Below are 21360 nucleotides of genomic sequence, written 5' to 3' on the forward strand. Positions count from 1 at the left end.
AGCGTCGCGGACGGTGAATTATCTGGCAGCGAATGCTGACGAGGGGATGGCTCCGCCCCTACTCCCCTCCTGCCCACTCCCTTGTCCACTCCCTTGCCTCTCCTGGCGATTTGTGGTCTTGGAGGCGCCAAATCGCTTTCGTCGCGAATATCTCATTCCGGATCACATCATCATGGCCAAGATCAATGGCAACGAAATCCGTCCCGGCAACGTCATCGAACATGATGGCGGCCTATGGGTGGCGGTCAGGACCAACACCGTCAAGCCCGGCAAGGGCGGCGCCTATAACCAAGTCGAGCTGAAGAATCTGATCAACGGCACCAAGCTTAATGAGCGTTTCCGCTCCGCCGAAACCGTCGAACAGATCCGGCTGGAGATGAAGGATTTCTCCTACCTCTACGAGCAGGGCGAAGCGCTGGTGTTCATGGACACCGAAAGCTACGAGCAGCTTGAACTGCAAAAGGATTTCGTCGGCGATCGCGCCGCCTTCCTGCAGGACGGCATGATGGTGACGGTCCAGCTCTATGATGAAAGGCCGATCGGCATTTCACTGCCCGACCAGGTGACGCTGACCATCACCGAGGCCGATCCAGTGGTGAAGGGTCAGACGGCCGCCTCATCCTATAAGCCGGCGATGCTGGAGAACGGCATCCGCGTGCTGGTGCCGCCGTTCATCGGGTCGGGCGAACGTATCATCGTCGACACCAACGAAATCACTTACGTGCGCCGCGCCGACTAAAGCGCCCGGCAGCAGGAAGAAGCGCAGCAGGAAAAAGTACAATGGCGCGTTCCGCGATCCTCAATGTAATGGTCCAGGCCGCCATGAAGGCCGGCCGCTCGCTGTCGCGCGATTTCGGCGAAGTCCAGAACCTGCAGGTCTCGATGAAGGGGCCGGGCGACTATGTCAGCCAGGCCGACCGCAAGGCCGAAGACATCCTTTTCACCGAGCTGTCGAAGGCGCGGCCGGGCTACGCCTTCCTGATGGAGGAGCGCGGCCTGATCGAAGGCGACGACGGCCAGCACCGCTGGATCGTCGATCCGCTCGACGGCACCACCAATTTCCTGCACGGCATTCCGCTCTTCGCCATCTCGATCGCGCTGGAGCGTCAGGGCCAGATCGTCGCCGGCGTCGTCTACAATCCGGCGATGGACGAACTCTACACTGCCGAGCGCGGCGGCGGCGCCTTTATGAACGACCGCCGGTTGCGGGTCGCCGGCCGCACCAAGCTGATCGACGCGGTGATCGGCTGCGGAGTGCCGCATCTCGGCCGCGGTCAGCATGGCAATTTCCTGGTCGAGCTGCGCAACGTGATGGCCGAAGTCTCGGGCGTGCGCCGCCTCGGCTCCGCGTCGCTCGATCTCGCCTACGTCGCTGCCGGCCGCATGGACGGATTCTGGGAAACCGGCCTGTCGGCCTGGGACGTCGCCGCCGGCATCCTGCTGATCCGCGAGGCAGGCGGCTTCATCTCCGACTTCGCCGGCGGGCAGAACATGCTGGATGGCGGCTCGATCGTCGCCGGCAACGAGATCATCCAGCGTGCGCTGTTGAAGGTCGTCAGGAAGCCGGTGACGCCGCGCTAGCTCTAGCTAGCGGACTTGGCGCGCTGAACCGCCGCAGTCGCAAAACCGCAACCAACGCTTGAAATACTGCCCCGCATCCGCCCAGATAAGGGGATGCAGGATCATTCATGACGCATATCGGCCCCGAATCCCGGATCGAAATCCCCTTCATGGGACGCTGGCATTATTCGCGCGCCGAAATGATCGCCGACGGCATCGTCCATGCGGTGGGCATCATGCTCGCCATTGCCGCCGGCTCGGCGCTGCTGGCGCTGGCCTCCTTCCATGCCGGTCCGGGCGAATATATCGCCGCCGCTTTCTACGTGGTTTCGCTGCTCACCGTGCTGTCGGTGTCGCTGGCCTATAACCTGTGGCCGGTGTCGTCGCCGGCCAAGTGGATATTGCGGCGCTTCGATCATGCCGCGATCTATCTGCTGATCGCCGCGACCTACACGCCTTTCCTCGCCCAGCTCGACGGCTCGCCGCTGGCCATCTCGATGATCGTCCTGGTCTGGCTCGCGGCAGCGATCGGCATCGCCATCAAAGTGCTTCTTCCCGGCCGCTTCGACCGGCTGGCGATCGTCTTCTATCTTGCGATCGGCTGGAGCGGCATCGTTCTTGTCGAGCCGCTGGTCCAGACATTGCCGACGACATCGATCGCGCTGATTGTTGCCGGCGGCATCGTCTATTCCTGCGGCGTCATCTTCTTCGCCTGGAAGGGCCTGCGCTTCCACAATGCGCTGTGGCACGGCTTTGTCGTCACCGGCGCCGGCCTGCATCTTGCCGCCATGGTCGACTGCCTGGTCATCAACCGACTCTGACGCCAATGGTCCGGCCGGCAATATTGCCAAGCGCCATTCAATTTGGTCACAATTGCGTTTAGAGTCGCCGTCAAACGTGAATTGACGGCATCGGAAACGGGGCACGGATGGCTTTTCTCAAATCCTTCGGCGTGGGCAGACGCTCCGACGTCCTGATGTACGACCCGCACAAATTGTCGAGCCCGCAGGTTTTTCTGCTGACCATGGTCATCTTCCTGATGATCGTCGCCTTCATCGCCGCCATCCTGACCCGTCAGATCTCGACCGCCTTTGCCACCAATCCCGGTCTCAACGGCCTGATCATCGGCGTGCTTGCGGTCGGCATCCTGCTGGCCTTCGTGCAGGTCGGCCGGCTGTTTCGCGAAGTGCGCTGGGTCAACTCATTTCGGGCCGGCTCCGAAATCACCGAACCGGTGCTGCTGGCGCCGATGAAGGCGATGATCGGCCGCTCGTCGACGATCGCCTTCTCGACCAGCTCGATGCGCACCATGCTCGATTCGATCGCCACCCGCCTCGACGAAAGCCGCGACACCTCGCGCTATCTTGTCGGGCTGCTGGTGTTCCTTGGCCTGCTCGGCACCTTCTGGGGCCTGCTCAACACGATCGGCTCGATCCGCGAAACTATTGACTCGCTCGATCCCGGCTCCGGCGATGCCGCCGCCGTGCTCGAATCGCTGAAGCAGGGGCTTTCCGCGCCGCTCGCCGGCATGGGCACCGCCTTCTCGTCGTCGCTGTTTGGCCTGTCCGGTTCCCTGGTGCTCGGCTTCCTCGACCTGCAGGCTGGCCGCGCCCAGACACGCTTCTACACCGAGCTCGAAAACTGGCTGTCCTCGGTCACCGACCTGTCGTCCGACATCGTCGTCGCCGAACCGCCAAAGGCCGAGTCCTCCGACGAGATCCGCGTCCTGTCGGAAAGACTGCGCAGCATGCAGGAAAGCGGCGGCGGCGCCAATCCGCGTGTCGCCACCGCCATGGCCAACCTTGCCGACGGCATTTCGGGCCTGGTCAAGAACATGCGCTCGGAGCAGCAGATCATGCGCGACTGGGTCGAGGCCCAGTCGGACGAGCAGAAGGCTATGCGCAATACGCTGGAGAAGATCGCCGACGCCCTGAAGAAGACCGGAGTCCATTAGCATGGCTCTCGCCAGGAGCCGGCGTACCGATCGCCGTATCGATTACTGGCCAGGCTTCGTCGACGCGCTGTCGACGTTGCTGCTGGCGATCATGTTCCTGCTCACCGTATTCGTGCTGGCGCAGTTCCTGCTCGGCCGCGAAATCTCCGGCAAGGACACGGTACTCAACCGCCTCAACTTGCAGATAAACGAACTGACCCAGCTTCTGGCGCTGGAGCGCTCGACGACGCAGGACAAGGAAGATTCGCTCGCCAATTTGCAGGCGTCGCTGTCGGCGTCGGAGGCGGAAAAGAGCCGGCTCGAGCAATTGCTGGCGCAAGGCGCCGGTGCCGGCGACGCGGCCAACCAGCGCGCCACGGCGCTTTCTGGTGAACTCGACAACCAGCGCCAGATAAGCCAGCAGGCGCTGAGCCAGGTCGAAATCCTCAACCAGCAGATCGCGGCGCTGCGCAGGCAGATCGGAGCGCTCGAAGAAGCGCTCAACGTATCCGAAACGCGCGACCGCGAGTCCAACACCAAGATCGCCGATCTCGGCCGCCGCCTGAACGTCGCGCTGGCGCAACGGGTGCAGGAACTGAACCGCTATCGGTCCGACTTCTTCGGGCGCTTGCGCGAGATCCTCGCCGATCGCGAGAACATCCGCATCGTCGGCGACCGCTTCGTCTTCCAGTCGGAAGTGCTTTTCCCGACAGGCTCCGAAGTGATCAACGATGCCGGCAAGGACGAGATGAAGAAGCTCGCCGACGCCATTATCGACCTGCAGAAGGAGATCCCGCCGGAGATCAACTGGGTACTGCGCGTCGACGGCCACACCGATGACAAGCCGCTATCGGGCACCGGCCGCTACCGCGACAATTGGGAATTGTCGACGGCGCGCTCGACCTCGGTGGTGAAGTTCCTGATCGAAAACGGCGTGCCGGCCAACCGGCTGGTTGCGGCCGGCTTCGGTGAATTCCAGCCGCTCGACCCCGCCGACACCGAAGATGCACGCAACAAGAACCGCCGCATCGAGCTGAAACTGACCGAGCGCTGATCGTCCCGGCTCCAGCGGCGGCCGCATTTAGGGCGCCAATGCGGGCTAGCAAGGCCTGAAAGATTACCTTTTTTGACTTCACTTTGCCGAGGACCGCTCCTAGGCTCTGTCACGGGGCCGGCGGTGGAACCATCCATCGCGACGCGACGGAACCGACGGCCCACGGCCGGAAGGTGGCGTCCCAACCGCAGCCTTCCCCAGTAAAAGGAGACGCAACCATGCGCTCTTTCACTCCCGAAACCCTCAGGACTGCAACGCTCGCGGCACCTCTCGTCACCGTTCCGTTTGCTGGCGCCTACGCCAGCCCGCGTGAGACAGCTTTGATAAACCAGATAGAGAGCGTGGATACCGGTATACGGGCCGCGATGCAGGCCAACGGGATCAAGCCGGACGAGGCGCGTGACTTGCGCACGCAGGTCGCTCACCTTGATCGGGCCGCGCAGAGGGCCGCGCGAGATGGGACGATGCCGACCACGCAATGTCAGCAGTTGCTGGCGCAGCTCGATCATGTGAGTCAGAAGCTGCGGGCTGCCACCGGCAGCGCCTTCCTCATCGGCAGCGGCGGCGGTGGCGGATATTATCCGAACGGCTACGGCCCAAAATATCCAAACGGCTGAAACCCTCCATTACAGCGCCGCAGTTCGATCTTGCGAATGATCCTTTGATTTTGCGCATGTCCGTTGCGCACCGAAGGCCCGCGCAGCAAGAGCCGTGCTCCGAAAATTGATTCCGATTTTTCGGGGTCATGCGCCCAGCCAAAGTACGATCAGCGCCAGCACTGCCGGTAGAGTCTGGATGTAGAGGATTTTCCTATCGACCGTCGCCGCGCCGTAGAGGCCGGCGATGGCGACGCAGAGCAGGAAAAACACCTTGATCTGGAAACCGGCCTCGCCGAGGTAAAGCCCCCAGATCAGCCCGGCTGCGAGAAAGCCGTTGTAAAGCCCTGGTTGGCCGCAAGCACTTTCGATGCGCTGGCGAATTCCGGCGTCAGCCTTGTGGCCGCGTGGCGTATTCCACAGCACCATCTCCAGATAGACGATGTAGAGGTGGATCAGCGCCACCAACCCGACCAGCACGTTGGCGATCATGCTTCATCTCCCGTCGCGGCACGGCGCCGCCTTGCGATATTGATCACGCACGCCACCGCTCCCGCAAGACGCATTGCGGCGTGCATTCAGCTAGCAACCAATGTGCCCTTCGCCGACGGCCTTCTGGGTTGCCAATGCCCGCGCATTGGTATCTTTTCCCGCCGTTCAAATTCAGCGGAACCCACCATGTCCTTTCAAAAACTCGACGACCTCGGTCACAAGCTCGAAGCGCTGGAGCATGCGCTCGCCATTCTCGGCGCCGACGAGGCGACCCATATGGCCGTGGGCGGCGGCGAAAAGCGCGCCGAGGCGATGTCGGCGCTGGCCGGCATGCATCACGCCAGAGCGACCGCGCCGGAGATCGCCCACTGGATCGCTGCGGCCGAGCAGGAAACGCTGAACGAAGAACAGCAGGCAGCGGTCAAGGAGTTCCGGCGGCAGTATACCAACCTGACCTGCCTGCCGGTTGAATTCGTCGAGCGCCAAACGACCGCGCGCATGCGCTCCGAGCAGCTCTGGCGCGACCTGCGGGCGAAAAACGACTGGGCAGGATTTTTGCCGGCTCTTGAAGGCGTCGTGGCGCTAGTGCGCGAGGAAGCAGCACTTCGCGCCGACGTGCTCGGCCTCGATCCCTACGACGCGCTGATGGAGCAGTACGATCCCGGCAACCGCGCCGCCGACATCACGCCGGTCTTCGCCGAGCTGAAGACCTTCCTTAGGGATTTCGTGCCGGAGGCACTGGCCGTGCAGGAAGAGCGGCTGGCGAAAAACCCTCTGAAGCCGCTTTCGGGCAGCTACGCGATCGAAAAGCAGCGCGAGCTTGGCCTCGCCATGATGGCGGCGGTCGGCTTCGACCTCACCCACGGCTCGCTTTCGGTTTCGCATCATCCGTTCTGTGGCGGCGTGCCGAGCGACGCGCGCATCACCACCCGCTACAAGACCTCCGACTTCCTGTCGGCACTGATGGGAGTGCTGCACGAGACCGGCCATGCGCTTTACGAACAGAACCTGCCGAAGGCATGGGCGCACTGGCCGCTTGGCAAGGCGCGCGGCATGGCCGTGCATGAAAGCCAGAGCCTGTTCGTCGAAAAGCAGATCGGCCGCAACCCCGAATTCTGGCGCTGGGCGCTGCCGGTGGTCGAACGGCACCTGGGCGAGACCTGGTCGATCGACGACATCCTGCCGCATGTTCATAGGATCGAGCGCGGGCTGATCCGCGTCGACGCCGACGAGGTCACATATCCGCTGCACGTCATCCTGCGCTACGAGCTGGAGCAGGAGCTTGTCTCGGGGCGGCTGGAGGCCGCCGACCTGCCCGAGGCTTGGGACACCAAGATGCGCGACTATCTCGGCCTGTCGACCATCGACAACCCGGCCGACGGGCCGATGCAGGACGTGCACTGGCCGGGTGCCGCCTTCGGCTATTTCCCGTCCTATACGCTGGGCGCAATGATGGCGGCGCAGCAATGGGCGGCGCTGACCAGAGACCATCCTTCGGCCGACGAAGACCTCGCCACGGGAAATTTCGCGGCGATCAACGACTGGCGCCGCGAAAGGATCTGGTCGCAAGGTTCGCGCTGGTCGACGCCCGACCTGCTCGAACGCGCCACCAGCGAGAAACTCAACGCCGCGCATTTCACCGATCACCTGAAGAAGCGCTACGGCGCATAGGACGGCACCCCCTCCCATCCATCCCACCTGACCGATCATTGGGGTTCTCTAAGATGATTCACCATTCTCGGTCCTAGCCGAGCCACCCTGCCTTGCAGGACGCAATTTACTTTTCTATCACTAGTGGCATTCGATTGTACCTGGGGACGTGCAGGGCATGGGGCGGGCAAGGCACTTTCAGGCGGCGACAACAGTGGCCGCAAGACTTACTATATTGGCAAGACTCACCGTATTGATTGTCATTTGCACGGTCTGTTGGCCGGCCATGGCCGGTACAACCGTTCACAAGGGCAGCGTTGGCGACTGGATCGAGCCAGTCGCGCTTCCCAAGGCCGATCCGCAATTCGACAGCCAGATCAAGAACGGCATATCCAACCTGCTGTCGGATTATCAGATCCGGAAGCGCCCGGGCGGGTTGGAGGTCTTCGACCGCTATGCCTACAAGATCGTCGACCGCACCGGCCTGGAACGCGGCGCCAGCATAAGTTTTGAATTCGATCCTGCGACATCCGAGGTCACCGTGAACTGGATAGACATCATTCGCGACGGCGTGGTGATCCAGCATCTTTCCGATGCTGAGTTCGACGTGTTTCGGCGCGAGAGGGATGCGGAGAAGGGCCTCTTCGATGGTTGGCTGACCGCTTACCTGAACATCAACGATGTCCGGGTCGGAGACATCGTCGATTATGGCAAGACCACGGTCAGAACTCCGATCATCGGCACGGATCTTCTTTTCCATTCCTTTGCCGTGGCCTGGGACGAACCAATCGCTTTGATCCGCAAAAGAGTGACGTGGCCAACGGTGCAGCCCCTGAATGTCCGACAGGTCAGGACGGACATACGCCCGGATGTCCAGTCTACCGGAGAAACGACGACCTATCTTTGGCAAAGCGCCAACCCGACGCCGGTGAAATCGCAGGAATATCTGCCGCCGGACTTTCTCACATACCCATCCATCGAAATCTCTTCGACGTCTAAATGGCAAGATATCGTCGACACGGTTCTTCCGTACTATCGGCTCGACCAGGAACTGCCGGCAGATTTCGCAGCGAAGCTCGATGCCATTGCCGCGAAATACGATGCGCCAGAAGACAGGATGATTGAGGTGATGCGGTTGGTCCAGGACAACATCCGTTATGTCAGCCTGTCCATGGGCCGTGGTTCGTATATCCCGCGCAGCCCGACGACCGTGGTGGCAAGCGGCTTCGGAGATTGCAAGGACAAGGCGCTGCTTCTCGCCTCCAGCCTACGGCGACTGGGAATCCGCGCGGACGTGGCTCTCACCGATCTTGACGAAGGGCTTGCTCTCGCCGCGATACTCCCGACGATAAGGGCGTTCGACCATGTTATCGTGAAGGTCGCCATCGACAGCCAGATCTACTGGATAGACGCGACCAACTATCTGCAGGGAGGCAGGGCAGATAATCTTATACCGCCCGACTACGGCTTTGCTCTGCCCATTGTCGCCGACAAGGCGGAAATGGAAAAGATAGAACGAAAGGAGCTCTACCAGCCGACCACCTTTGTGAATGAGGTATTCGATTTCCCCAAACGCAAAGGCGAGCCGCTCAAACTGACCGTCACCACGACCTATTGGGGCGCAGATGCCGATAGCATGCGCTATAAGCTTGTCTCGCAATCGGCGGCAAGGATCGCGGACGACTATCTCAAATATTACAATCGCCAGTATCCCGGAATGAAAAGCCTGGGGCCGCTGGTGACGAACGACAGCCGCGACAAGAATCTGGTTTCGGTAACCGAATCCTACGATCTGTCGGCAGGCGATCTCGATGCCGATAACCTCTCCAAGGACTTTGCTCTGAAATCGGATGTCGGCATCAGATATTTGCCGGAGCCCGACCTCCTCGAAAGGAGCGCGCCAATCTGGCTAGGCAGCCCGATCTTTCGACGACACCGGTGCACCGTCAGAAATTTGAAGGCCCACTTCGTAGGCCCTGAGGACAATGACGACGTGATTACGCCCTACGTTGCATTCAAGGCTCGTTGGACGAGCACCTCTACCGAATTTCAGGTCGACTGGTTTCTCAAGACTCTCAATGACCGGATTCCCGCCAAGAGTACCGGCCCTTATTTGAAATCCCTCAAGAAGATCAACGACAACTCGGCTTGGAACTACAATTTCGCCTATTCGGACGCCGAAGCGAACTGACGCCAGTGGAAGGACCTACTCCGCGGCACCTCTGAAAGCATTCGACCCGGTTTCGAACTGCAGCTTGGCCAGCCGCGCATAGATACCGCCCTTGGCAACGAGGCTTTGATGGGTGCCTTCCTCGACGATGCAGCCGCCATCCATGACGAGGATCCGGTCGGCCTTCAGAACCGTCGCCAGACGGTGGGCGATAACGATGGTGGTGCGGCCCTGCATCAGCCGCTCCAGCGCCGTCTGCACCAGCGTCTCGCTTTCGGCGTCGAGTGCCGAGGTCGCCTCGTCGAGCAGAAGGATCGGCGCATCCCGCAGAATCGCGCGGGCAATCGCCACGCGCTGGCGCTGGCCGCCGGACAGGGTCACGCCGCGCTCGCCGACCTCGCTGTCATAGCCTTTCTCGAGCTTCAGGATGAACTCGTCGGCAAGCGCATCCTTCGCCGCCGCCTCGATCTCGGCCTGGCTGGCGTCCGGACGGCCGAAGCCGATATTGTCACGCGCGCTGGCCGCGAAGATGGTGACATCCTGCGGCACGATGGCTATTCGCTCTCGTATTGCGACGGGATCGGCCTCGCGCACATTAACGCCGTCGATCATGATCTTGCCGATCTCGGGGTCATAGAAGCGCAGAAGCAACGAAAAGACGGTGCTCTTGCCGGCGCCCGACGGGCCGACGATCGCCACTGTCTCGCCGGGCTTGACCTGGAAACTCAGACCGTGGACGGCGGCGCGGTCGGGCCCAGCCGGATAGGAGAAGGATACGTCGTCGAAACTTATTGCGCCTCCGGCCGTCGCCGGCAGTAGTTTCGGATGCGCGGGGGCTTGGATCGCGGGCTTCTCGGCCAGGATCTCGGTCAGCCGTTCGGCAGCACCCGCCGCCTGGGCAAGCTCGCCCCACACTTCCGACAGCGCACCGAGGGCGCCGGCGGCGAACACCGAATAGAGCAGGAATTGGCCGAGCGTGCCCGGCGACAGCGTGCCGCCAAGCACGTCGCGCGATCCGAACCACAGCACCGCCACCACCGAGGAAAAGATCATGAAGATGGCGAAGAAGGTGAGGAAAGATCGGGCAAAGATCGAAGATCGCGCCGCCTCGAACGCGGCTTCCACGGCAGATGAAAAATTCCCGGTGACCAGTTTCTCGTTGGTGAAGGCCTGCAGCGTGCGCACCGCGCCGATCTGCTCGCTGGCATAGGCCGTCGCGTCGGCCAGCGTGTCCTGCGCCAGCCGCGATTTGCGCCGCACCGAGCGGCCGAAGGCGACCAGCGGCAGCACGATCACCGGGATAGCGGCAATGACGAGGCCCGACAGTTTCGGGCTGGTGAAGACCATCATCGCCACGGCTCCGAGCCCCAGGATGACATTGCGCAGCGCCACCGAAGCGGTGGCACCGACTGCCGACTTGACCTGCGTTGTGTCGGCGGCGAGCCGCGACACAATCTCGCCCGACTGGGCCGTGTCGAAGAAAGACGGCGACAGCGTCGTGACATGGCGGAACACGTCGTTGCGGATGTCGGCGACGACGCGCTCGCCCAGCGTGATGACGAAATAGTAGCGGCTGGCCGACGCCGCGGCGAGCAAGGCAGCCATCACCACCAGCATGGCGAAATACTCTGCGATGAAACTGGAATCGGAAGCTGAAAAGCCGTGGTCGATCATGCGCCGCACGGCTAGCGGCAGCGCCAGCGTCGTCGCCGCCGCTACGGTCAGCGAGACGACCGCGCCAATGACCATCTTCCGGTAGCGGGTGATATAGGGGAACAGGCGCCGCAGCGGCTTGAGCGAGCGCCTACGCTCGTCTGCATCGCCGCTGGTGTGCGCCATGACCGTTTCCTCTGGCTCTTTTTGTATGCGCCTTAATATGCGCTTGCCGCGGCCTTGTGATTCAATTCCGGCTGATGTATAGGCTCGCCGACCGTTTTTAAAAGCCGTGGCTCCTCAATAGCTGCGGCTTCGAGTTTTAAAAAGGGGCGCATCGACGCAGGCTTTATGCCCGTCAGCAGCGCCGGCGAACCAGGAATAGCACAATGAAGACCGACATCCATCCCGACTACCACACCATCAAGATCGTCATGACCGACGGCACCGAATACATGACCCGTTCGACCTGGGGCAAGGAGGGCGACACGATGAACCTCGACATCGACCCGACCACCCATCCGGCCTGGACCGGCGGCCAGCAGACCCTGCTCGACCGCGGCGGCCGCTTGTCGAAGTTCAAGAAGCGTTTCGAAGGTTTCGGCCTCTAAGCCGCAGACTTTTCGCAGATCAAGAACCCGCCCTCGTGGCGGGTTTTTTGTTGACTGGAGCCACCCGGCACAGGAGGGTCGACTGGTTGGCGAAGGGCGGCGACATGATAGCATTCAACGATGAACGATGGTCCGGCCTCACGGGCGGATACAAGGTCGTTTATGATCCACGACCGGCCTTGCGAAGGCTGGCCGTTCACTACGATGACAAGTCGGTCTGGGACGAGCTCTGGAACGAACTGCATCATCAGGGCGATGTTGGAGACGCATCTTACGCCGCGGTTGTGGAACTGGCTCGCATCTCCGAAGGCCAAACTCCAGTATATTGGGGAGCTTACGGTCTGGCCGCGACGATCGAAGAAGCGCGATTGGCCTACGACCGGAACCCGCCGGTTCCGGATTGGATCGAACCACACTACAAAACTGCGTGGCAGATCCTTTTCGAATTGGCCTTGCGGGATCTGGCAGTTTCGGCGGACGACCCGACCGTAAACTGCGCATTGGCCGTTGTCGCCCTTCATAGAGGCCGGTTCAGCCTCGGCCGCATGGCGATGTGCGCGGAAGATGAGCGCACGGAAATGCTACGGGATTATTTCGGCCGGTAGTCTCCGGCTCTATTCGCCGACCAGTTCGCGCAGCGCCATCCGCTTATAGGCGGCGACCAGGTCGTCGCCTTCTTGCCGCCCGACCGAGATTGCCAGCCGCATGGTGGCCTCGCCCATCTGCCAGATGAGAAACGCCGTCGTTTCCAGCGCCGCCGGATCGGCGGCAGGCCGCAGCCGTTTTAGCACCGCCGTGAGGAATTCGGCGTTGGCCCGGCTGTCGGCAAGCTCGAGTTCCCGCAGCGCCTTGTCGGCCTGTGTGCCCGACCAGATGTCACGCATCACCGGCTCCGCCAGGAACAGCCCGTAATAGATATCCACCAGCTCGGAAAACGCCCGCCGCAGCCCTTCCGCGTCGCTAACCTCGGCAAGTGCTGCCGCGATGCAGGCCTGGCTTTCAGCGGTGTAGCGCTCGGCCAGCGCCCAGATGATCGCCCGCTTGTCCGGAAAGAACTGGTAGAGCGAGCCGATCGACACGCCGGCCCGCTCCGCCACTTCGCCCATGCGCATGGCATCGCTGCCTTGCTCGGCGATCAAAGCGGAGGCGGCGGCCAGCATCCGTTCGACCCGTTCGCGGCTGCGTTGCTGGCTTGGCGCCCGGCGCGGCGATGCGATGTGGCCATCCTGTGAACCCGATACGGTCGAGCCTTCCATCACTGTCTCCTAAGCGAATGATCAACAAATTGGCTTGACTCGCAAAATACGAGGGTTTATCACATTTTGCAAACGTGAGGATTACTCATGTTTGTGAGCAAAGGAAATCACCCATGATCGACACAGTACGGAAACCGACTTTAATCCTCGGCGGCACCGGCAAGACCGGCCGTCGTCTCGCAAACCGGCTGACGGTGCAGAGCCTGCCAGTGCGGATCTGCTCACGCTCGGGCACGCCGCCCTTCAACTGGGAAAACAACACGACCTGGGAACCCGCGCTTGATGGTGTCGGGGCCGTCTACATCAGCTACTATCCCGATCTTGCGATGCCGGGTGCCCCCGAAGCGGTCGCCGCCTTCGCCAACCTTGCCGTGGAGCGCGGTGTGCGCCGGCTGGTGCTGCTGTCGGGGCGTGGCGAAACCGAAGCGCAACGCGCCGAAGAGATGCTGAAAGCCTCAGGCGCCGACTGGACGATCCTGCGCTGCGCCTGGTTTGCCCAGAACTTCAGCGAGAGTTTTTTGCTCGATCCGCTGCTTGCAGGTGAAGTGGCACTACCGGTCGGCAATGTCGGAGAACCGTTCGTCGACGCCGAGGACATTGCCGACGCCGCCGTTACGGTGCTTACCCGGCAAGGTCATATCGGGCAGCTTTACGAGCTGACCGGGCCGCGGCTGCTGAGCTTCGCCGAGGCGGTCGCCGAGATCGGCAAGGCAGCTGGCCGCAACATCGGCTTCAAGCAAATTTCGCATGCCGAGTTCGCCGCCGCAATCGCCGCGCACGCGCTGCCGGCCGAGTTTGCCTGGCTGCTCAACGAACTGTTCACCGAGGTGCTCGACGGCCGCAACGAGGCGCTGGCCGACGGCGTCGAGCGCGTGCTCGGCCGAGCGCCAAGGGACTTCTCCGCCTACGCAATCGAAACCGCCGCTACGGGCATCTGGAGCAACTGACATGATCATGAAACTGCTCCCCATCCTAACCTTCGTAGCCGCGCTCGGCTCGGGCGTCGTCGCTGGTGTCTTCTTCGCCTTTTCCAGCTTCGTCATGCCGGGCCTCGCCCGCATGCCTGCCGCGGGCGGCATCGCCGCCATGAATTCGATCAACGTCACTGCGGTGACGCCGATGTTCATGACCGCGCTTTTCGGCACCGGACTGGTCTGCCTCGTCCTCGTTGTCGGCGCCATTCTCGGCTGGAATCAGCCGGGTTCGTTCTGGCTTCTCGCCGGCGCCCTGATCTATGTCGTCGGCAACCTGATCGTGACCATGATCTTCAACGTGCCGCTCAACAACGCGCTGGCCGCCGTCGATCCGGCAAGCGCCAACGGCGCCGCCGTGTGGGCCACCTATCTCAGGGACTGGGTGATGTGGAACCACGTCCGCACCATTACCGCCATCGTGGCGCTGGGCTGCTTCATCGTGGCGTGGCGGTGAATGAGGCCAGTAATAAAAGACCTTGCGTCAGGCAGGGTCTTTTGACTTGTGGCCCTTACGATCGGCATGACCGAGATGGCGATCCGGATCGATCACGTCGCGAACCAGTTGCTTAAGCCTTGCAGCGTCGGGAAAGCCGCCGTCGCGCTTGCGGTCCCAGACCAGCGTGTCGTTGCAGGAAATGGTGAAAATACCGCCGGTGCCCGGCACCAGCGTGACCTCGCCCAGATCCGTTCCGAAAGTCGAGAGCAGCTCCTGCGCCATCCAGCCGGCCCGCAGCAGCCACTGGCACTGCGTGCAATAGGTGATGCGGACCTGAGGCAGCGCCTGTGGGGTCATGTCAGACTGAGCTCGCTCATGTCAGACTGAGCTTTGCTCATGTCTTCGGGCTGAGCTCGCTCATGTCTGGGCTGAGCTGTGCTCATGCGGCGCTCAGCTTCGCCATGGTCTCGTCGTCGACCTCGAAATTGGCGTAGACACTCTGCACGTCGTCATCGTCCTCAAGCGTCGCGACCAGCTTCATCAGCGATTGTGCCCGCTCCTCGTCGACCGCGATGTTGGTTTGCGGCTTCCAGATCGGCTTCACTGATTCAGCCTCGCCGAGCGCCCCTTCCAGCGCCTTTGACACTTCGCCGAGGTTCTCGAAGGCGCAATAGATCGTGTGCCCTTCCTCGTCCGACTGGACGTCGTCGGCACCGGCTTCGATTGCCGCGTCCATGACCTTCTCGGCACTGCCGACTGACGCCGGATAGAAGATCTCGCCGACACGGTCCCACATGAACGACACCGAGCCGGTTTCGCCCATCGCCCCACCGGCCTTGGTGAAGGCGGCGCGCACATTCGACGCCGAGCGGTTGCGGTTGTCGGTCAGCGCCTCGACGATCAGCGCAACGCCACCCGGCCCGTAGCCTTCGTAGCGCACGGCTTCGTAAGTCTCGGCGTCGCCCATCGACGCCTTGTTGATGGCGCGCTGGATATTGTCCTTCGGCATCGACACCGCTTTGGCGTTCTGCACGGCCAAGCGCAGGCGCGGGTTCATCGACGGATCCGGCGTGCCGCTCTTGGCGGCGACGGTTATTTCGCGCGCCAGCTTGGAAAACATTTTCGACCGCACCGCGTCCTGGCGGCCCTTGCGGTGCATGATGTTCTTGAACTGTGAATGGCCAGCCATGGCACCCCTGTCGTCTTCTTGGCAGAGCATCCTGCAGCGAGACCTCGCCTTTTGCCAAAATGCTCGAAGTCATAATTTCAGAACGTTCCTGGTCCGTCCGGATGGACGTACGGCGCTCTATGTCGGAATGGCCGGCTTATAGATAAATCGGCTCAATTCGTCCAGCCGCGCCGTAACGGTGGTGCGCAACACGTCCGCCAGCTGCATTCCTGCGGCCATTCACCCGTCCAGATCGGATTTCAGCCGGTCGAGAATGGTGATCGCGTGCGTGGCGTACTGACTGATCCAGCGGTCGTGGATCTGCTGGATCGGCAGCGCATTGAGATGATTCCAGCGTTCGCGCCCCTCGCGCCGCGCGACGACCAGGTCGGCTTCCTCCAGCACTTTCAGATGCAGCATGACGGTGCAGCGGTCCATGTCGGGAAAGGCATCGCACAGCATGCCGGTAGTGCGCGGCGCGTCCTTCAGCTCGTCCAGCAGCGCACGCCGGCGCGGATGCGCCAGCGCCTTGAAAACATTGTCATCCTGCGCTTTGCTTGACATGTTATATTTTTATAACATAATACCGATCTGATCAAGGAAGGAGCTGCGGATATGTCTCTTGGATTCAGGGTTTCGGGCCGCATCGGCAAACCGGTCGCCGAAGTCTTCGATGCGGTCGTCAATCCGAAGAAGCTCAGCGGCTATTTCACCACCATCGGCGGCGCCAGCGCCCCGCTGGTGGCCGGCGCCAAGGTCGTCTGGTGGGGCAAGGTCCCGGTCGAGGTCGACGAGGTGGAGAAAAACAACCGCATCGTGCTGCGCTGGGATGCCACCGACGCCGACGGCAAGCCGGCTTACAAGACGCGCGTCGAGATGAATTTCGAGCCGCTGGATGACGGCGGCACCTTCGTCACCATCGCCGAGGCCGGCTGGCACGAGGACGCGGTCGGCCTGAAGAAGTCCTACCTCAATTGCGAGGGCTGGTCGCAGATGCTGGCCTGCATGAAGGCCTATGTCGAATACGGGATCAATTTGCGCGACGGCTATTACCGCAGCGAGATGAAGGGCGAACCGGCCAGTGAAGACAATATCTGAAAAGACGGAGGAAAGGATGACTGCGAAGATCACCGGCGGCATCAACATCGCCATGAAAGTGCCGCCCCACCAATATCAGGACACGATCGCCTTCTATCGGGATGTCGTCGGGCTGAAGCCGTTCACAGCCAAAGTGCCGGCTGTTGGTTTCGAGCTCGGCCCCAATCGCCTGTGGATCGATGAGGCGCCGATGCTGAGCCAGGCCGAGGTCTGGCTGGAGCTGTTCACCGATGATTTTCCGGCCGCAGCCGATCATCTCGCCAAGGCCGGCGTCGTGCGCTGCGACGCCATCGAGGCGCTCGGCGAAAATTTCCGCGGCGGCTGGATCACCAATCCGGCCAATATTATCCACCTGGTGCGCGAACCCGACGCCTGGTGACCCCGACGCCTGGCGACAGGGGCGGCATCGACTGAGAAGGAGGACGACATGGAAATCCGCGAGACACCTACCGCCGAAGCCGGCATGCTGATCCGGCGGCCGGTCGCAGAAGTGTTCGAAGCCATCGTCGATCCGGCGATCACCCGGAAATTCTGGTTCACTCATGGCAGCGACAGGCTCGACAGCGGCAAGGAGGTTCGCTGGGAATGGCGCATGTATGACGTCTCGGCGCCGGTCACGGTCAGCGAGATCGTCAGGAACGAAAAGATCGTCATGCAATGGAGCGATCCGCCGACCACAGTGGTCTGGACTTTTACCGAGATGCCGGGCGGCACGACCTTTGTCGAGGTTCGCAATTTCGGTTTTGCCGGCAGCCCCGATGAACAGGTCAAGCAGGCGATCGGCTCGACCGATGGCTTCGCGCTCGTGCTCGCCGGCGCCAAGGCGTGGCTGGAGCAAGGGCTGAAGCTTGGCCTGATCGGCGACCGTCATCCGAAGGGTGTTCCGGCGACCTAGAACGCACCGGCTTCGCCAGACCGGCGCGCCAACCTTAGTGCCCGCCGGCCTTTGCCTTTCTGCGACGTCGCGCCAGCATATTGAGGCCCTCGACAAGGGCGGAAAAACCCATGGCGGCGTAGATGTAGCCCTTCGGCACATGGAAGCCCATGCCGTCGGCGATCAGCGTCATGCCGATCATCAGCAGGAAACTCAGCGCCAGCATGACGATGCTCGGGTTCTTGGCGATGAAGTTGGCGAGCGGCCCGGCCGCCAGCATCATCACGGTGACTGCCACGATAACGGCGATGTACATGATGGCGATCTCGTCGGTCATCCCGACCGCAGTGATGATCGAATCGATCGAGAAGACGAGGTCGAGCAGCAGGATCTGGAAGATGGCGCCGGCCATCGAAAGCTGCAGCGTCTCGCCCATCATCGTGTCCTGGTGATCCTCGAGATCGACCGTGTGGTGTATCTCCTTGGTCGCTTTCCAGACGAGGAATAGGCCGCCGGCGATCAGGATCAGATCGCGCCAGGAAAAGCCATGGCCGAAAGCGGTGAATACCGGCGCCGTCAACTGGACGATGATCGAGATGGTGGCAAGCAGCACCAGCCGCATGATCAGCGCGGCGGAAATGCCGAGCCGCCGGGCGCGGGCCCTTTGTGCCTCCGGCAATTTGTTGGTCAGGATCGAGATGAAGATCAGATTGTCGATGCCGAGCACGACCTCCAGCACGATCAGCGTCAGCAACGCGACCCACGCGGTCGGATCGGAGACAAAGGCGAAATGCGGCGCCAGGAATTCGATGAGCTGCATGGAGGTCGTCCCCTCTTACGATCTAGAGCAGTGTCGCCGGCAGTTAGGTATCGCAGGCGTTGATATCAATGTCACGACCAGAAAGATGGCGCGGTTTCCTCGAGCCGCGGTCCGCGGCGAAACGGCGCAATCCGCTCGGTCAGGCCGCTGCGATCCGAAATGTCGACACCGACGCCGCACAATGTCGCCGGGCCGGTCGCCGCCTCGAAGCGTCCTTTCGGCACCTTCGACAGAAACCGGTTGAGCGGCTCCTCCTTGTCCATGCCGAGCGAGGAATCATAGTCGCCGCACATGCCGGCGTCGGAGATATAACCGGTGCCGCCATTGAGGATGTGGTGGTCGCCGGTCGGCTGGTGCGTGTGGGTGCCGACGACGAGACTGGCGCGGCCGTCGACGAAATGCGCAAAGCACATTTTTTCGGAGGTCGCCTCGGCATGGAAATCGATGACCACCGCATCGGCCTGCTCGCCGAGCGGGCAGGCGGCAAGCTCGCGCTCACCGGCCTGGAACGGATCGTCGAGTTCGGGATGCATGAACACCCGGCCCATGATGTTGGCGACCAGAACGCGCGCGCCATTCCTGGCAATGTAGACGCCGGAGCCGCGCCCCGGCGTGCCCCTGGGGAAATTGGACGGGCGCAGGAACCGCTCCTCGCGCGGGGCGAAAACCAGCGCGTCGCGCTGGTCCCAGACATGGTTCCCGGTGGTGACGACATCGGCACCCGCCGAGATCGTCTCGCGAAAGATCTCTTCGGTGATGCCGAAACCGCCGGCGGCGTTCTCACCATTGACGATGACGAAGTCGAGTTTGAAATCCGAGATCAGGCCGGGCAGTTGTTCCCACACCGCCGTGCGTCCCGTCTTGCCGACCATATCGCCGAGGAAGAGAAGTCTCATATAAGCATGATCCCGAACCGAAGGTCAGCGAAGCAAAAAGCTGCATGACTTTCGGAAAAGACCATGCGTCCAGGAACTTATCTACAATTTCGGCGCGAACCGGCGCAACCCGTTCTCGGTGAGTATTTCCGAGATGATCACGTCATGCGGCTCGTCCGGCACCAGCGCCACCTCCTGGCAGTCGAAAGCAATGCCGATCAGCCGCGGCGGTTGCCCCTTGTCGACCAGCCGCGCGATCGCGCGGTCGTAATAACCGGCGCCGTAGCCGATCCGGTGGCCGCGCGCGTCGAAAGCCGCGAGCGGCACGAGCATCACCTGGGGATCGAGCACCTCCGCCTCCTCATGCGGTCCGACGGTTCCGAACCCCGTGTCGACCATCGGTGCGCCACGCACCAGTTCGCGAAAGACGATGGTGGTCTTGTCGAGAATCGCCGGCAGGCAAAGCCTTGCTCCCTTTTCGCGCAAGGCGAACATCAGCGGCCGGATATCGACTTCCGAGCGCATCGGCCAGAAGCCGGAGACGATCTGGCCAGGCTCTATCGCAATGCTGTCCCGCGCCGTCTCGGCCATTTCGAGCGCTGCCTCCACCCGCCAGAATGGATCGAGCGCGTCGCGGCGCCCGAGTGCTTCGCGTCGCAAATGTCTTTTCAGGTCTTTCAAGGTTGTCATGCGCGGACGGTAGAAAAGATCAGCTTTGGATGGAGTTTTAGGAGCGACGTTTTCTACCGCATGATCCACCGAAGTGTCAGCGGTTCGGTGAAAAGATAATGCGAAATGAGGTCAGCGGAGCGAACTTTTCGTTCGTGAGCACCGCACAAAGCGGTGCGACGACAAAATCCGCCAAATATGGCCTTTTTGATGGGTGACGATCCACACAACCGGTGGAGAGAGCGATCCCGGGAACCTACAAAGTAGGTGGGCGCCGTATGAGAAAACCCACGGGTCTTCCCAGGGACAGCTCCCTAGAGATCATTAAGGCCCCGGGGAAAATGTTCTCCTGCCGGGAAGCGCAGACCGTCACGACCAATATAGGCTGACGATCGACCAAGCGCCAGAGAGATGGCCATGTTCGCCGGCTCAATTCGTCACAAAGCCCTGCCTGGGACCTGCGCGACACAAGGTTTCACCGCGCCTCGCCGCGATGCCTTGCACAGGCTGGACTGTCTCCTTACGGTTGCCCATCAAAACCGAGGAGCAAGAATGCGTTTCGAAGGCACGGCGGCCTATGTCGCCGACAAGGATCTGATGGTGGCGGTCAATGCGGCGATCGCGCTGGAGCGGCCATTGCTGGTCAAGGGCGAGCCCGGCACCGGCAAGACCGAACTGGCCAGGCAAGTGGCGGCGGCGCTCGGCCTCGAGCTGATCGAATGGCACGTCAAGTCGACGACAAGGGCGCAGCAGGGCCTCTACGAGTATGACGCCGTCTCGCGGCTGCGCGACAGCCAGCTCGGCGACGAGCGCTTCAACGACATCAGGAACTATATCAACCGCGGCAAGCTGTGGGACGCCTTCGCCGCAGGCAAGAAGGTCGTGCTTCTGATCGACGAGATCGACAAGGCAGATATCGAGTTCCCCAACGACCTGTTGCAGGAACTCGATAGGATGGAGTTCTTCGTCTACGAGACCGGCGAAACGATCCGCGCCGCCGTGCGCCCGATCGTCATCATCACCTCCAACAACGAGAAGGAACTGCCGGACGCCTTCCTGCGCCGCTGCTTCTTCCACTATATCCGCTTCCCCGACGTCGAGACGCTGCACAGGATAGTCGACGTGCACTATCCCGGCATCAAGCAGAACCTGGTGCGCGCCGCATTGACCCAGTTCTACGAGATCCGCGACGTGCCTGGCCTGAAGAAGAAGCCGTCGACCTCCGAGGCGCTCGATTGGATCAGACTCTTGGTCGCCGATGACATCGCGCCCGAGGAATTGCGCGCCGATCCGAAGAATGCGCTGCCGAAGTTGCATGGTGCGCTTTTGAAGAACGAACAGGACGTGCATTTGTTCGAGCGCCTGGCATTTATGGCGAGAAGGCAGGGGTGAGGAGCGGTCGGCCAAAGGCCGACGAAAAGCCGACGATTTGGCTTTTGGAGCGACGAACGCCCGGAGCCATGGCGGAGGG

General features: G+C 61.9%; 25 protein-coding genes and 1 other RNA gene. 16 read left to right on the forward strand and 10 right to left on the reverse strand.

The features are described from left to right. Window positions 1–172: 172 nt before the first annotated feature. From efp to ACWTU8_RS25110, 6 genes are all read left to right on the forward strand, one after another. Entirely contained in the window at window positions 173–739 is a 567-nt protein-coding gene (gene efp / locus ACWTU8_RS25085) for an elongation factor P (RefSeq protein ID WP_065011342.1), read from the forward strand. Between the two features lie 41 nt (window positions 740–780). Beyond that, window positions 781–1581 carry an inositol monophosphatase family protein gene (locus ACWTU8_RS25090; protein WP_455850269.1) on the forward strand — a complete coding sequence of 267 codons (801 nt, stop codon included), beginning with the start codon at window positions 781–783 and terminating at the stop codon, window positions 1579–1581. Between the two features lie 107 nt (window positions 1582–1688). Further along, on the forward strand, window positions 1689–2381 hold the full coding sequence (gene trhA / locus ACWTU8_RS25095; protein WP_455850270.1) for a PAQR family membrane homeostasis protein TrhA: 693 nt from the start codon (window positions 1689–1691) through the stop codon (window positions 2379–2381). 107 nt (window positions 2382–2488) lie between these two features. Then, the gene (locus ACWTU8_RS25100; RefSeq protein WP_455850271.1) at window positions 2489–3514 is read left to right on the forward strand and encodes a MotA/TolQ/ExbB proton channel family protein; all 1026 of its coding nucleotides are present in this window, start codon (window positions 2489–2491) and stop codon (window positions 3512–3514) included. A gap of 1 nt (window position 3515) precedes the next feature. Then, window positions 3516–4547, forward strand: a complete 1032-nt coding sequence (locus tag ACWTU8_RS25105) for a peptidoglycan -binding protein (protein WP_029348904.1) — start codon at window positions 3516–3518, stop codon at window positions 4545–4547. A gap of 218 nt (window positions 4548–4765) precedes the next feature. Next, window positions 4766–5164: a hypothetical protein gene (locus tag ACWTU8_RS25110; RefSeq protein WP_455850272.1), complete on the forward strand. Its 399-nt coding sequence runs from the start codon at window positions 4766–4768 to the stop codon at window positions 5162–5164. 126 nt (window positions 5165–5290) lie between these two features. Here the strand turns inward: ACWTU8_RS25110 and ACWTU8_RS25115 are convergent, their stop codons facing one another. Then, a complete protein-coding gene (locus ACWTU8_RS25115; RefSeq protein WP_455850273.1) occupies window positions 5291–5635 on the reverse strand; it encodes a DUF1304 domain-containing protein in 345 nt (114 codons plus the stop codon). Window positions 5636–5821: 186 nt separating this feature from the next. Between ACWTU8_RS25115 and ACWTU8_RS25120 the strand changes: the two genes are divergently transcribed. Further along, on the forward strand, window positions 5822–7306 hold the full coding sequence (locus ACWTU8_RS25120; protein WP_455850274.1) for a carboxypeptidase M32: 1485 nt from the start codon (window positions 5822–5824) through the stop codon (window positions 7304–7306). 157 nt (window positions 7307–7463) lie between these two features. Beyond that, window positions 7464–9476, forward strand: coding sequence for a DUF3857 domain-containing protein (locus ACWTU8_RS25125; RefSeq protein ID WP_455850390.1), 2013 nt, complete (start codon window positions 7464–7466; stop codon window positions 9474–9476). 15 nt (window positions 9477–9491) lie between these two features. On the opposite strand, the gene ACWTU8_RS25130 is transcribed toward ACWTU8_RS25125, so the two are convergent. After that, a complete protein-coding gene (locus ACWTU8_RS25130) occupies window positions 9492–11294 on the reverse strand; it encodes an ABC transporter transmembrane domain-containing protein (protein WP_455850275.1) in 1803 nt (600 codons plus the stop codon). Between the two features lie 203 nt (window positions 11295–11497). Between ACWTU8_RS25130 and rpmE the strand changes: the two genes are divergently transcribed. Both rpmE and ACWTU8_RS25140 read left to right on the forward strand, forming a co-directional pair. Then, window positions 11498–11719 carry a 50S ribosomal protein L31 gene (gene rpmE, locus ACWTU8_RS25135; RefSeq protein WP_065011237.1) on the forward strand — a complete coding sequence of 74 codons (222 nt, stop codon included), beginning with the start codon at window positions 11498–11500 and terminating at the stop codon, window positions 11717–11719. A gap of 86 nt (window positions 11720–11805) precedes the next feature. Beyond that, window positions 11806–12324, forward strand: coding sequence for a hypothetical protein (locus ACWTU8_RS25140; RefSeq protein WP_455850276.1), 519 nt, complete (start codon window positions 11806–11808; stop codon window positions 12322–12324). 9 nt (window positions 12325–12333) lie between these two features. Here the strand turns inward: ACWTU8_RS25140 and ACWTU8_RS25145 are convergent, their stop codons facing one another. Further along, window positions 12334–12975, reverse strand: coding sequence for a TetR/AcrR family transcriptional regulator (locus ACWTU8_RS25145; protein ID WP_455850277.1), 642 nt, complete (start codon window positions 12973–12975; stop codon window positions 12334–12336). A gap of 113 nt (window positions 12976–13088) precedes the next feature. Here ACWTU8_RS25145 and ACWTU8_RS25150 point away from each other — a divergent pair, with 113 nt between their 5' ends. Both ACWTU8_RS25150 and ACWTU8_RS25155 read left to right on the forward strand, forming a co-directional pair. Then, window positions 13089–13922, forward strand: coding sequence for an NmrA family transcriptional regulator (locus ACWTU8_RS25150; protein ID WP_455850278.1), 834 nt, complete (start codon window positions 13089–13091; stop codon window positions 13920–13922). 1 nt (window position 13923) lies between these two features. Beyond that, on the forward strand, window positions 13924–14403 hold the full coding sequence (locus ACWTU8_RS25155; protein WP_455850279.1) for an anthrone oxygenase family protein: 480 nt from the start codon (window positions 13924–13926) through the stop codon (window positions 14401–14403). 27 nt (window positions 14404–14430) lie between these two features. Here ACWTU8_RS25155 and ACWTU8_RS25160 read toward each other — a convergent pair whose 3' ends face one another. The 3 genes from ACWTU8_RS25160 to ACWTU8_RS25170 all read right to left on the reverse strand — a co-directional run bounded on the left by ACWTU8_RS25160 (window position 14431) and on the right by ACWTU8_RS25170 (window position 16117). After that, window positions 14431–14742, reverse strand: coding sequence for a SelT/SelW/SelH family protein (locus ACWTU8_RS25160; RefSeq protein ID WP_065011235.1), 312 nt, complete (start codon window positions 14740–14742; stop codon window positions 14431–14433). 82 nt (window positions 14743–14824) lie between these two features. Next, window positions 14825–15574, reverse strand: a complete 750-nt coding sequence (locus ACWTU8_RS25165) for a YebC/PmpR family DNA-binding transcriptional regulator (RefSeq protein WP_023800014.1) — start codon at window positions 15572–15574, stop codon at window positions 14825–14827. 219 nt (window positions 15575–15793) lie between these two features. Beyond that, window positions 15794–16117, reverse strand: coding sequence for an ArsR/SmtB family transcription factor (locus ACWTU8_RS25170; RefSeq protein ID WP_455850280.1), 324 nt, complete (start codon window positions 16115–16117; stop codon window positions 15794–15796). Window positions 16118–16168: 51 nt separating this feature from the next. On the opposite strand from ACWTU8_RS25170, the gene ACWTU8_RS25175 reads away from it, so the two are divergent. The 3 genes from ACWTU8_RS25175 to ACWTU8_RS25185 are packed head-to-tail and all read left to right on the forward strand — an operon-like array spanning window position 16169 to window position 17546. Beyond that, on the forward strand, window positions 16169–16651 hold the full coding sequence (locus ACWTU8_RS25175) for an SRPBCC domain-containing protein (RefSeq protein WP_455840173.1): 483 nt from the start codon (window positions 16169–16171) through the stop codon (window positions 16649–16651). A 16-nt stretch (window positions 16652–16667) separates the two neighbouring features. Further along, on the forward strand, window positions 16668–17030 hold the full coding sequence (locus ACWTU8_RS25180) for a hypothetical protein (protein WP_455850281.1): 363 nt from the start codon (window positions 16668–16670) through the stop codon (window positions 17028–17030). Window positions 17031–17078: 48 nt separating this feature from the next. Continuing rightward, window positions 17079–17546 carry an SRPBCC family protein gene (locus ACWTU8_RS25185; protein WP_455850282.1) on the forward strand — a complete coding sequence of 156 codons (468 nt, stop codon included), beginning with the start codon at window positions 17079–17081 and terminating at the stop codon, window positions 17544–17546. 34 nt (window positions 17547–17580) lie between these two features. On the opposite strand, the gene ACWTU8_RS25190 is transcribed toward ACWTU8_RS25185, so the two are convergent. The 4 genes from ACWTU8_RS25190 to ssrS form a co-directional block, all read right to left on the reverse strand. Further along, complete coding sequence (locus ACWTU8_RS25190; protein WP_029348937.1) at window positions 17581–18345, reverse strand: TerC family protein; 765 nt, start codon at window positions 18343–18345, stop codon at window positions 17581–17583. A 71-nt stretch (window positions 18346–18416) separates the two neighbouring features. Further along, complete coding sequence (locus ACWTU8_RS25195; RefSeq protein ID WP_455850283.1) at window positions 18417–19241, reverse strand: TIGR00282 family metallophosphoesterase; 825 nt, start codon at window positions 19239–19241, stop codon at window positions 18417–18419. A gap of 81 nt (window positions 19242–19322) precedes the next feature. Then, window positions 19323–19910, reverse strand: coding sequence for a 5-formyltetrahydrofolate cyclo-ligase (locus tag ACWTU8_RS25200; RefSeq protein ID WP_455850284.1), 588 nt, complete (start codon window positions 19908–19910; stop codon window positions 19323–19325). Between the two features lie 194 nt (window positions 19911–20104). Then, a non-coding RNA gene (gene ssrS, locus ACWTU8_RS25205) (6S RNA) lies at window positions 20105–20260 on the reverse strand. 181 nt (window positions 20261–20441) lie between these two features. Between ssrS and ACWTU8_RS25210 the strand changes: the two genes are divergently transcribed. After that, a complete protein-coding gene (locus tag ACWTU8_RS25210) occupies window positions 20442–21281 on the forward strand; it encodes an AAA family ATPase (protein WP_455850285.1) in 840 nt (279 codons plus the stop codon). The last annotated feature ends 79 nt before the right edge of the window (window positions 21282–21360 follow it).

The organism is Mesorhizobium sp. BHbdii (genome assembly GCF_053848045.1).

Bases quoted from the DNA above. Each gene is read 5' to 3' on its own strand.
- efp (WP_065011342.1), top strand. From the start codon at position 173: ATGGCCAAGATCAATGGCAACGAAATCCGTCCCGGCAACGTCATCGAA.
- ACWTU8_RS25090 (WP_455850269.1), top strand. From the start codon at position 781: ATGGCGCGTTCCGCGATCCTCAATGTAATGGTCCAGGCCGCCATGAAG.
- trhA (WP_455850270.1), top strand. From the start codon at position 1,689: ATGACGCATATCGGCCCCGAATCCCGGATCGAAATCCCCTTCATGGGA.
- ACWTU8_RS25100 (WP_455850271.1), top strand. From the start codon at position 2,489: ATGGCTTTTCTCAAATCCTTCGGCGTGGGCAGACGCTCCGACGTCCTG.
- ACWTU8_RS25105 (WP_029348904.1), top strand. From the start codon at position 3,516: ATGGCTCTCGCCAGGAGCCGGCGTACCGATCGCCGTATCGATTACTGG.
- ACWTU8_RS25110 (WP_455850272.1), top strand. From the start codon at position 4,766: ATGCGCTCTTTCACTCCCGAAACCCTCAGGACTGCAACGCTCGCGGCA.
- ACWTU8_RS25115 (WP_455850273.1), bottom strand. From the start codon at position 5,635: ATGATCGCCAACGTGCTGGTCGGGTTGGTGGCGCTGATCCACCTCTAC.
- ACWTU8_RS25120 (WP_455850274.1), top strand. From the start codon at position 5,822: ATGTCCTTTCAAAAACTCGACGACCTCGGTCACAAGCTCGAAGCGCTG.
- ACWTU8_RS25125 (WP_455850390.1), top strand. From the start codon at position 7,464: ATGGGGCGGGCAAGGCACTTTCAGGCGGCGACAACAGTGGCCGCAAGA.
- ACWTU8_RS25130 (WP_455850275.1), bottom strand. From the start codon at position 11,294: ATGGCGCACACCAGCGGCGATGCAGACGAGCGTAGGCGCTCGCTCAAG.
- rpmE (WP_065011237.1), top strand. From the start codon at position 11,498: ATGAAGACCGACATCCATCCCGACTACCACACCATCAAGATCGTCATG.
- ACWTU8_RS25145 (WP_455850277.1), bottom strand. From the start codon at position 12,975: ATGGAAGGCTCGACCGTATCGGGTTCACAGGATGGCCACATCGCATCG.
- ACWTU8_RS25150 (WP_455850278.1), top strand. From the start codon at position 13,089: ATGATCGACACAGTACGGAAACCGACTTTAATCCTCGGCGGCACCGGC.
- ACWTU8_RS25155 (WP_455850279.1), top strand. From the start codon at position 13,924: ATGATCATGAAACTGCTCCCCATCCTAACCTTCGTAGCCGCGCTCGGC.
- ACWTU8_RS25160 (WP_065011235.1), bottom strand. From the start codon at position 14,742: ATGACCCCACAGGCGCTGCCTCAGGTCCGCATCACCTATTGCACGCAG.
- ACWTU8_RS25165 (WP_023800014.1), bottom strand. From the start codon at position 15,574: ATGGCTGGCCATTCACAGTTCAAGAACATCATGCACCGCAAGGGCCGC.
- ACWTU8_RS25170 (WP_455850280.1), bottom strand. From the start codon at position 16,117: ATGTCAAGCAAAGCGCAGGATGACAATGTTTTCAAGGCGCTGGCGCAT.
- ACWTU8_RS25175 (WP_455840173.1), top strand. From the start codon at position 16,169: ATGTCTCTTGGATTCAGGGTTTCGGGCCGCATCGGCAAACCGGTCGCC.
- ACWTU8_RS25180 (WP_455850281.1), top strand. From the start codon at position 16,668: ATGACTGCGAAGATCACCGGCGGCATCAACATCGCCATGAAAGTGCCG.
- ACWTU8_RS25185 (WP_455850282.1), top strand. From the start codon at position 17,079: ATGGAAATCCGCGAGACACCTACCGCCGAAGCCGGCATGCTGATCCGG.
- ACWTU8_RS25190 (WP_029348937.1), bottom strand. From the start codon at position 18,345: ATGCAGCTCATCGAATTCCTGGCGCCGCATTTCGCCTTTGTCTCCGAT.
- ACWTU8_RS25195 (WP_455850283.1), bottom strand. From the start codon at position 19,241: ATGAGACTTCTCTTCCTCGGCGATATGGTCGGCAAGACGGGACGCACG.
- ACWTU8_RS25200 (WP_455850284.1), bottom strand. From the start codon at position 19,910: ATGACAACCTTGAAAGACCTGAAAAGACATTTGCGACGCGAAGCACTC.
- ACWTU8_RS25210 (WP_455850285.1), top strand. From the start codon at position 20,442: ATGCGTTTCGAAGGCACGGCGGCCTATGTCGCCGACAAGGATCTGATG.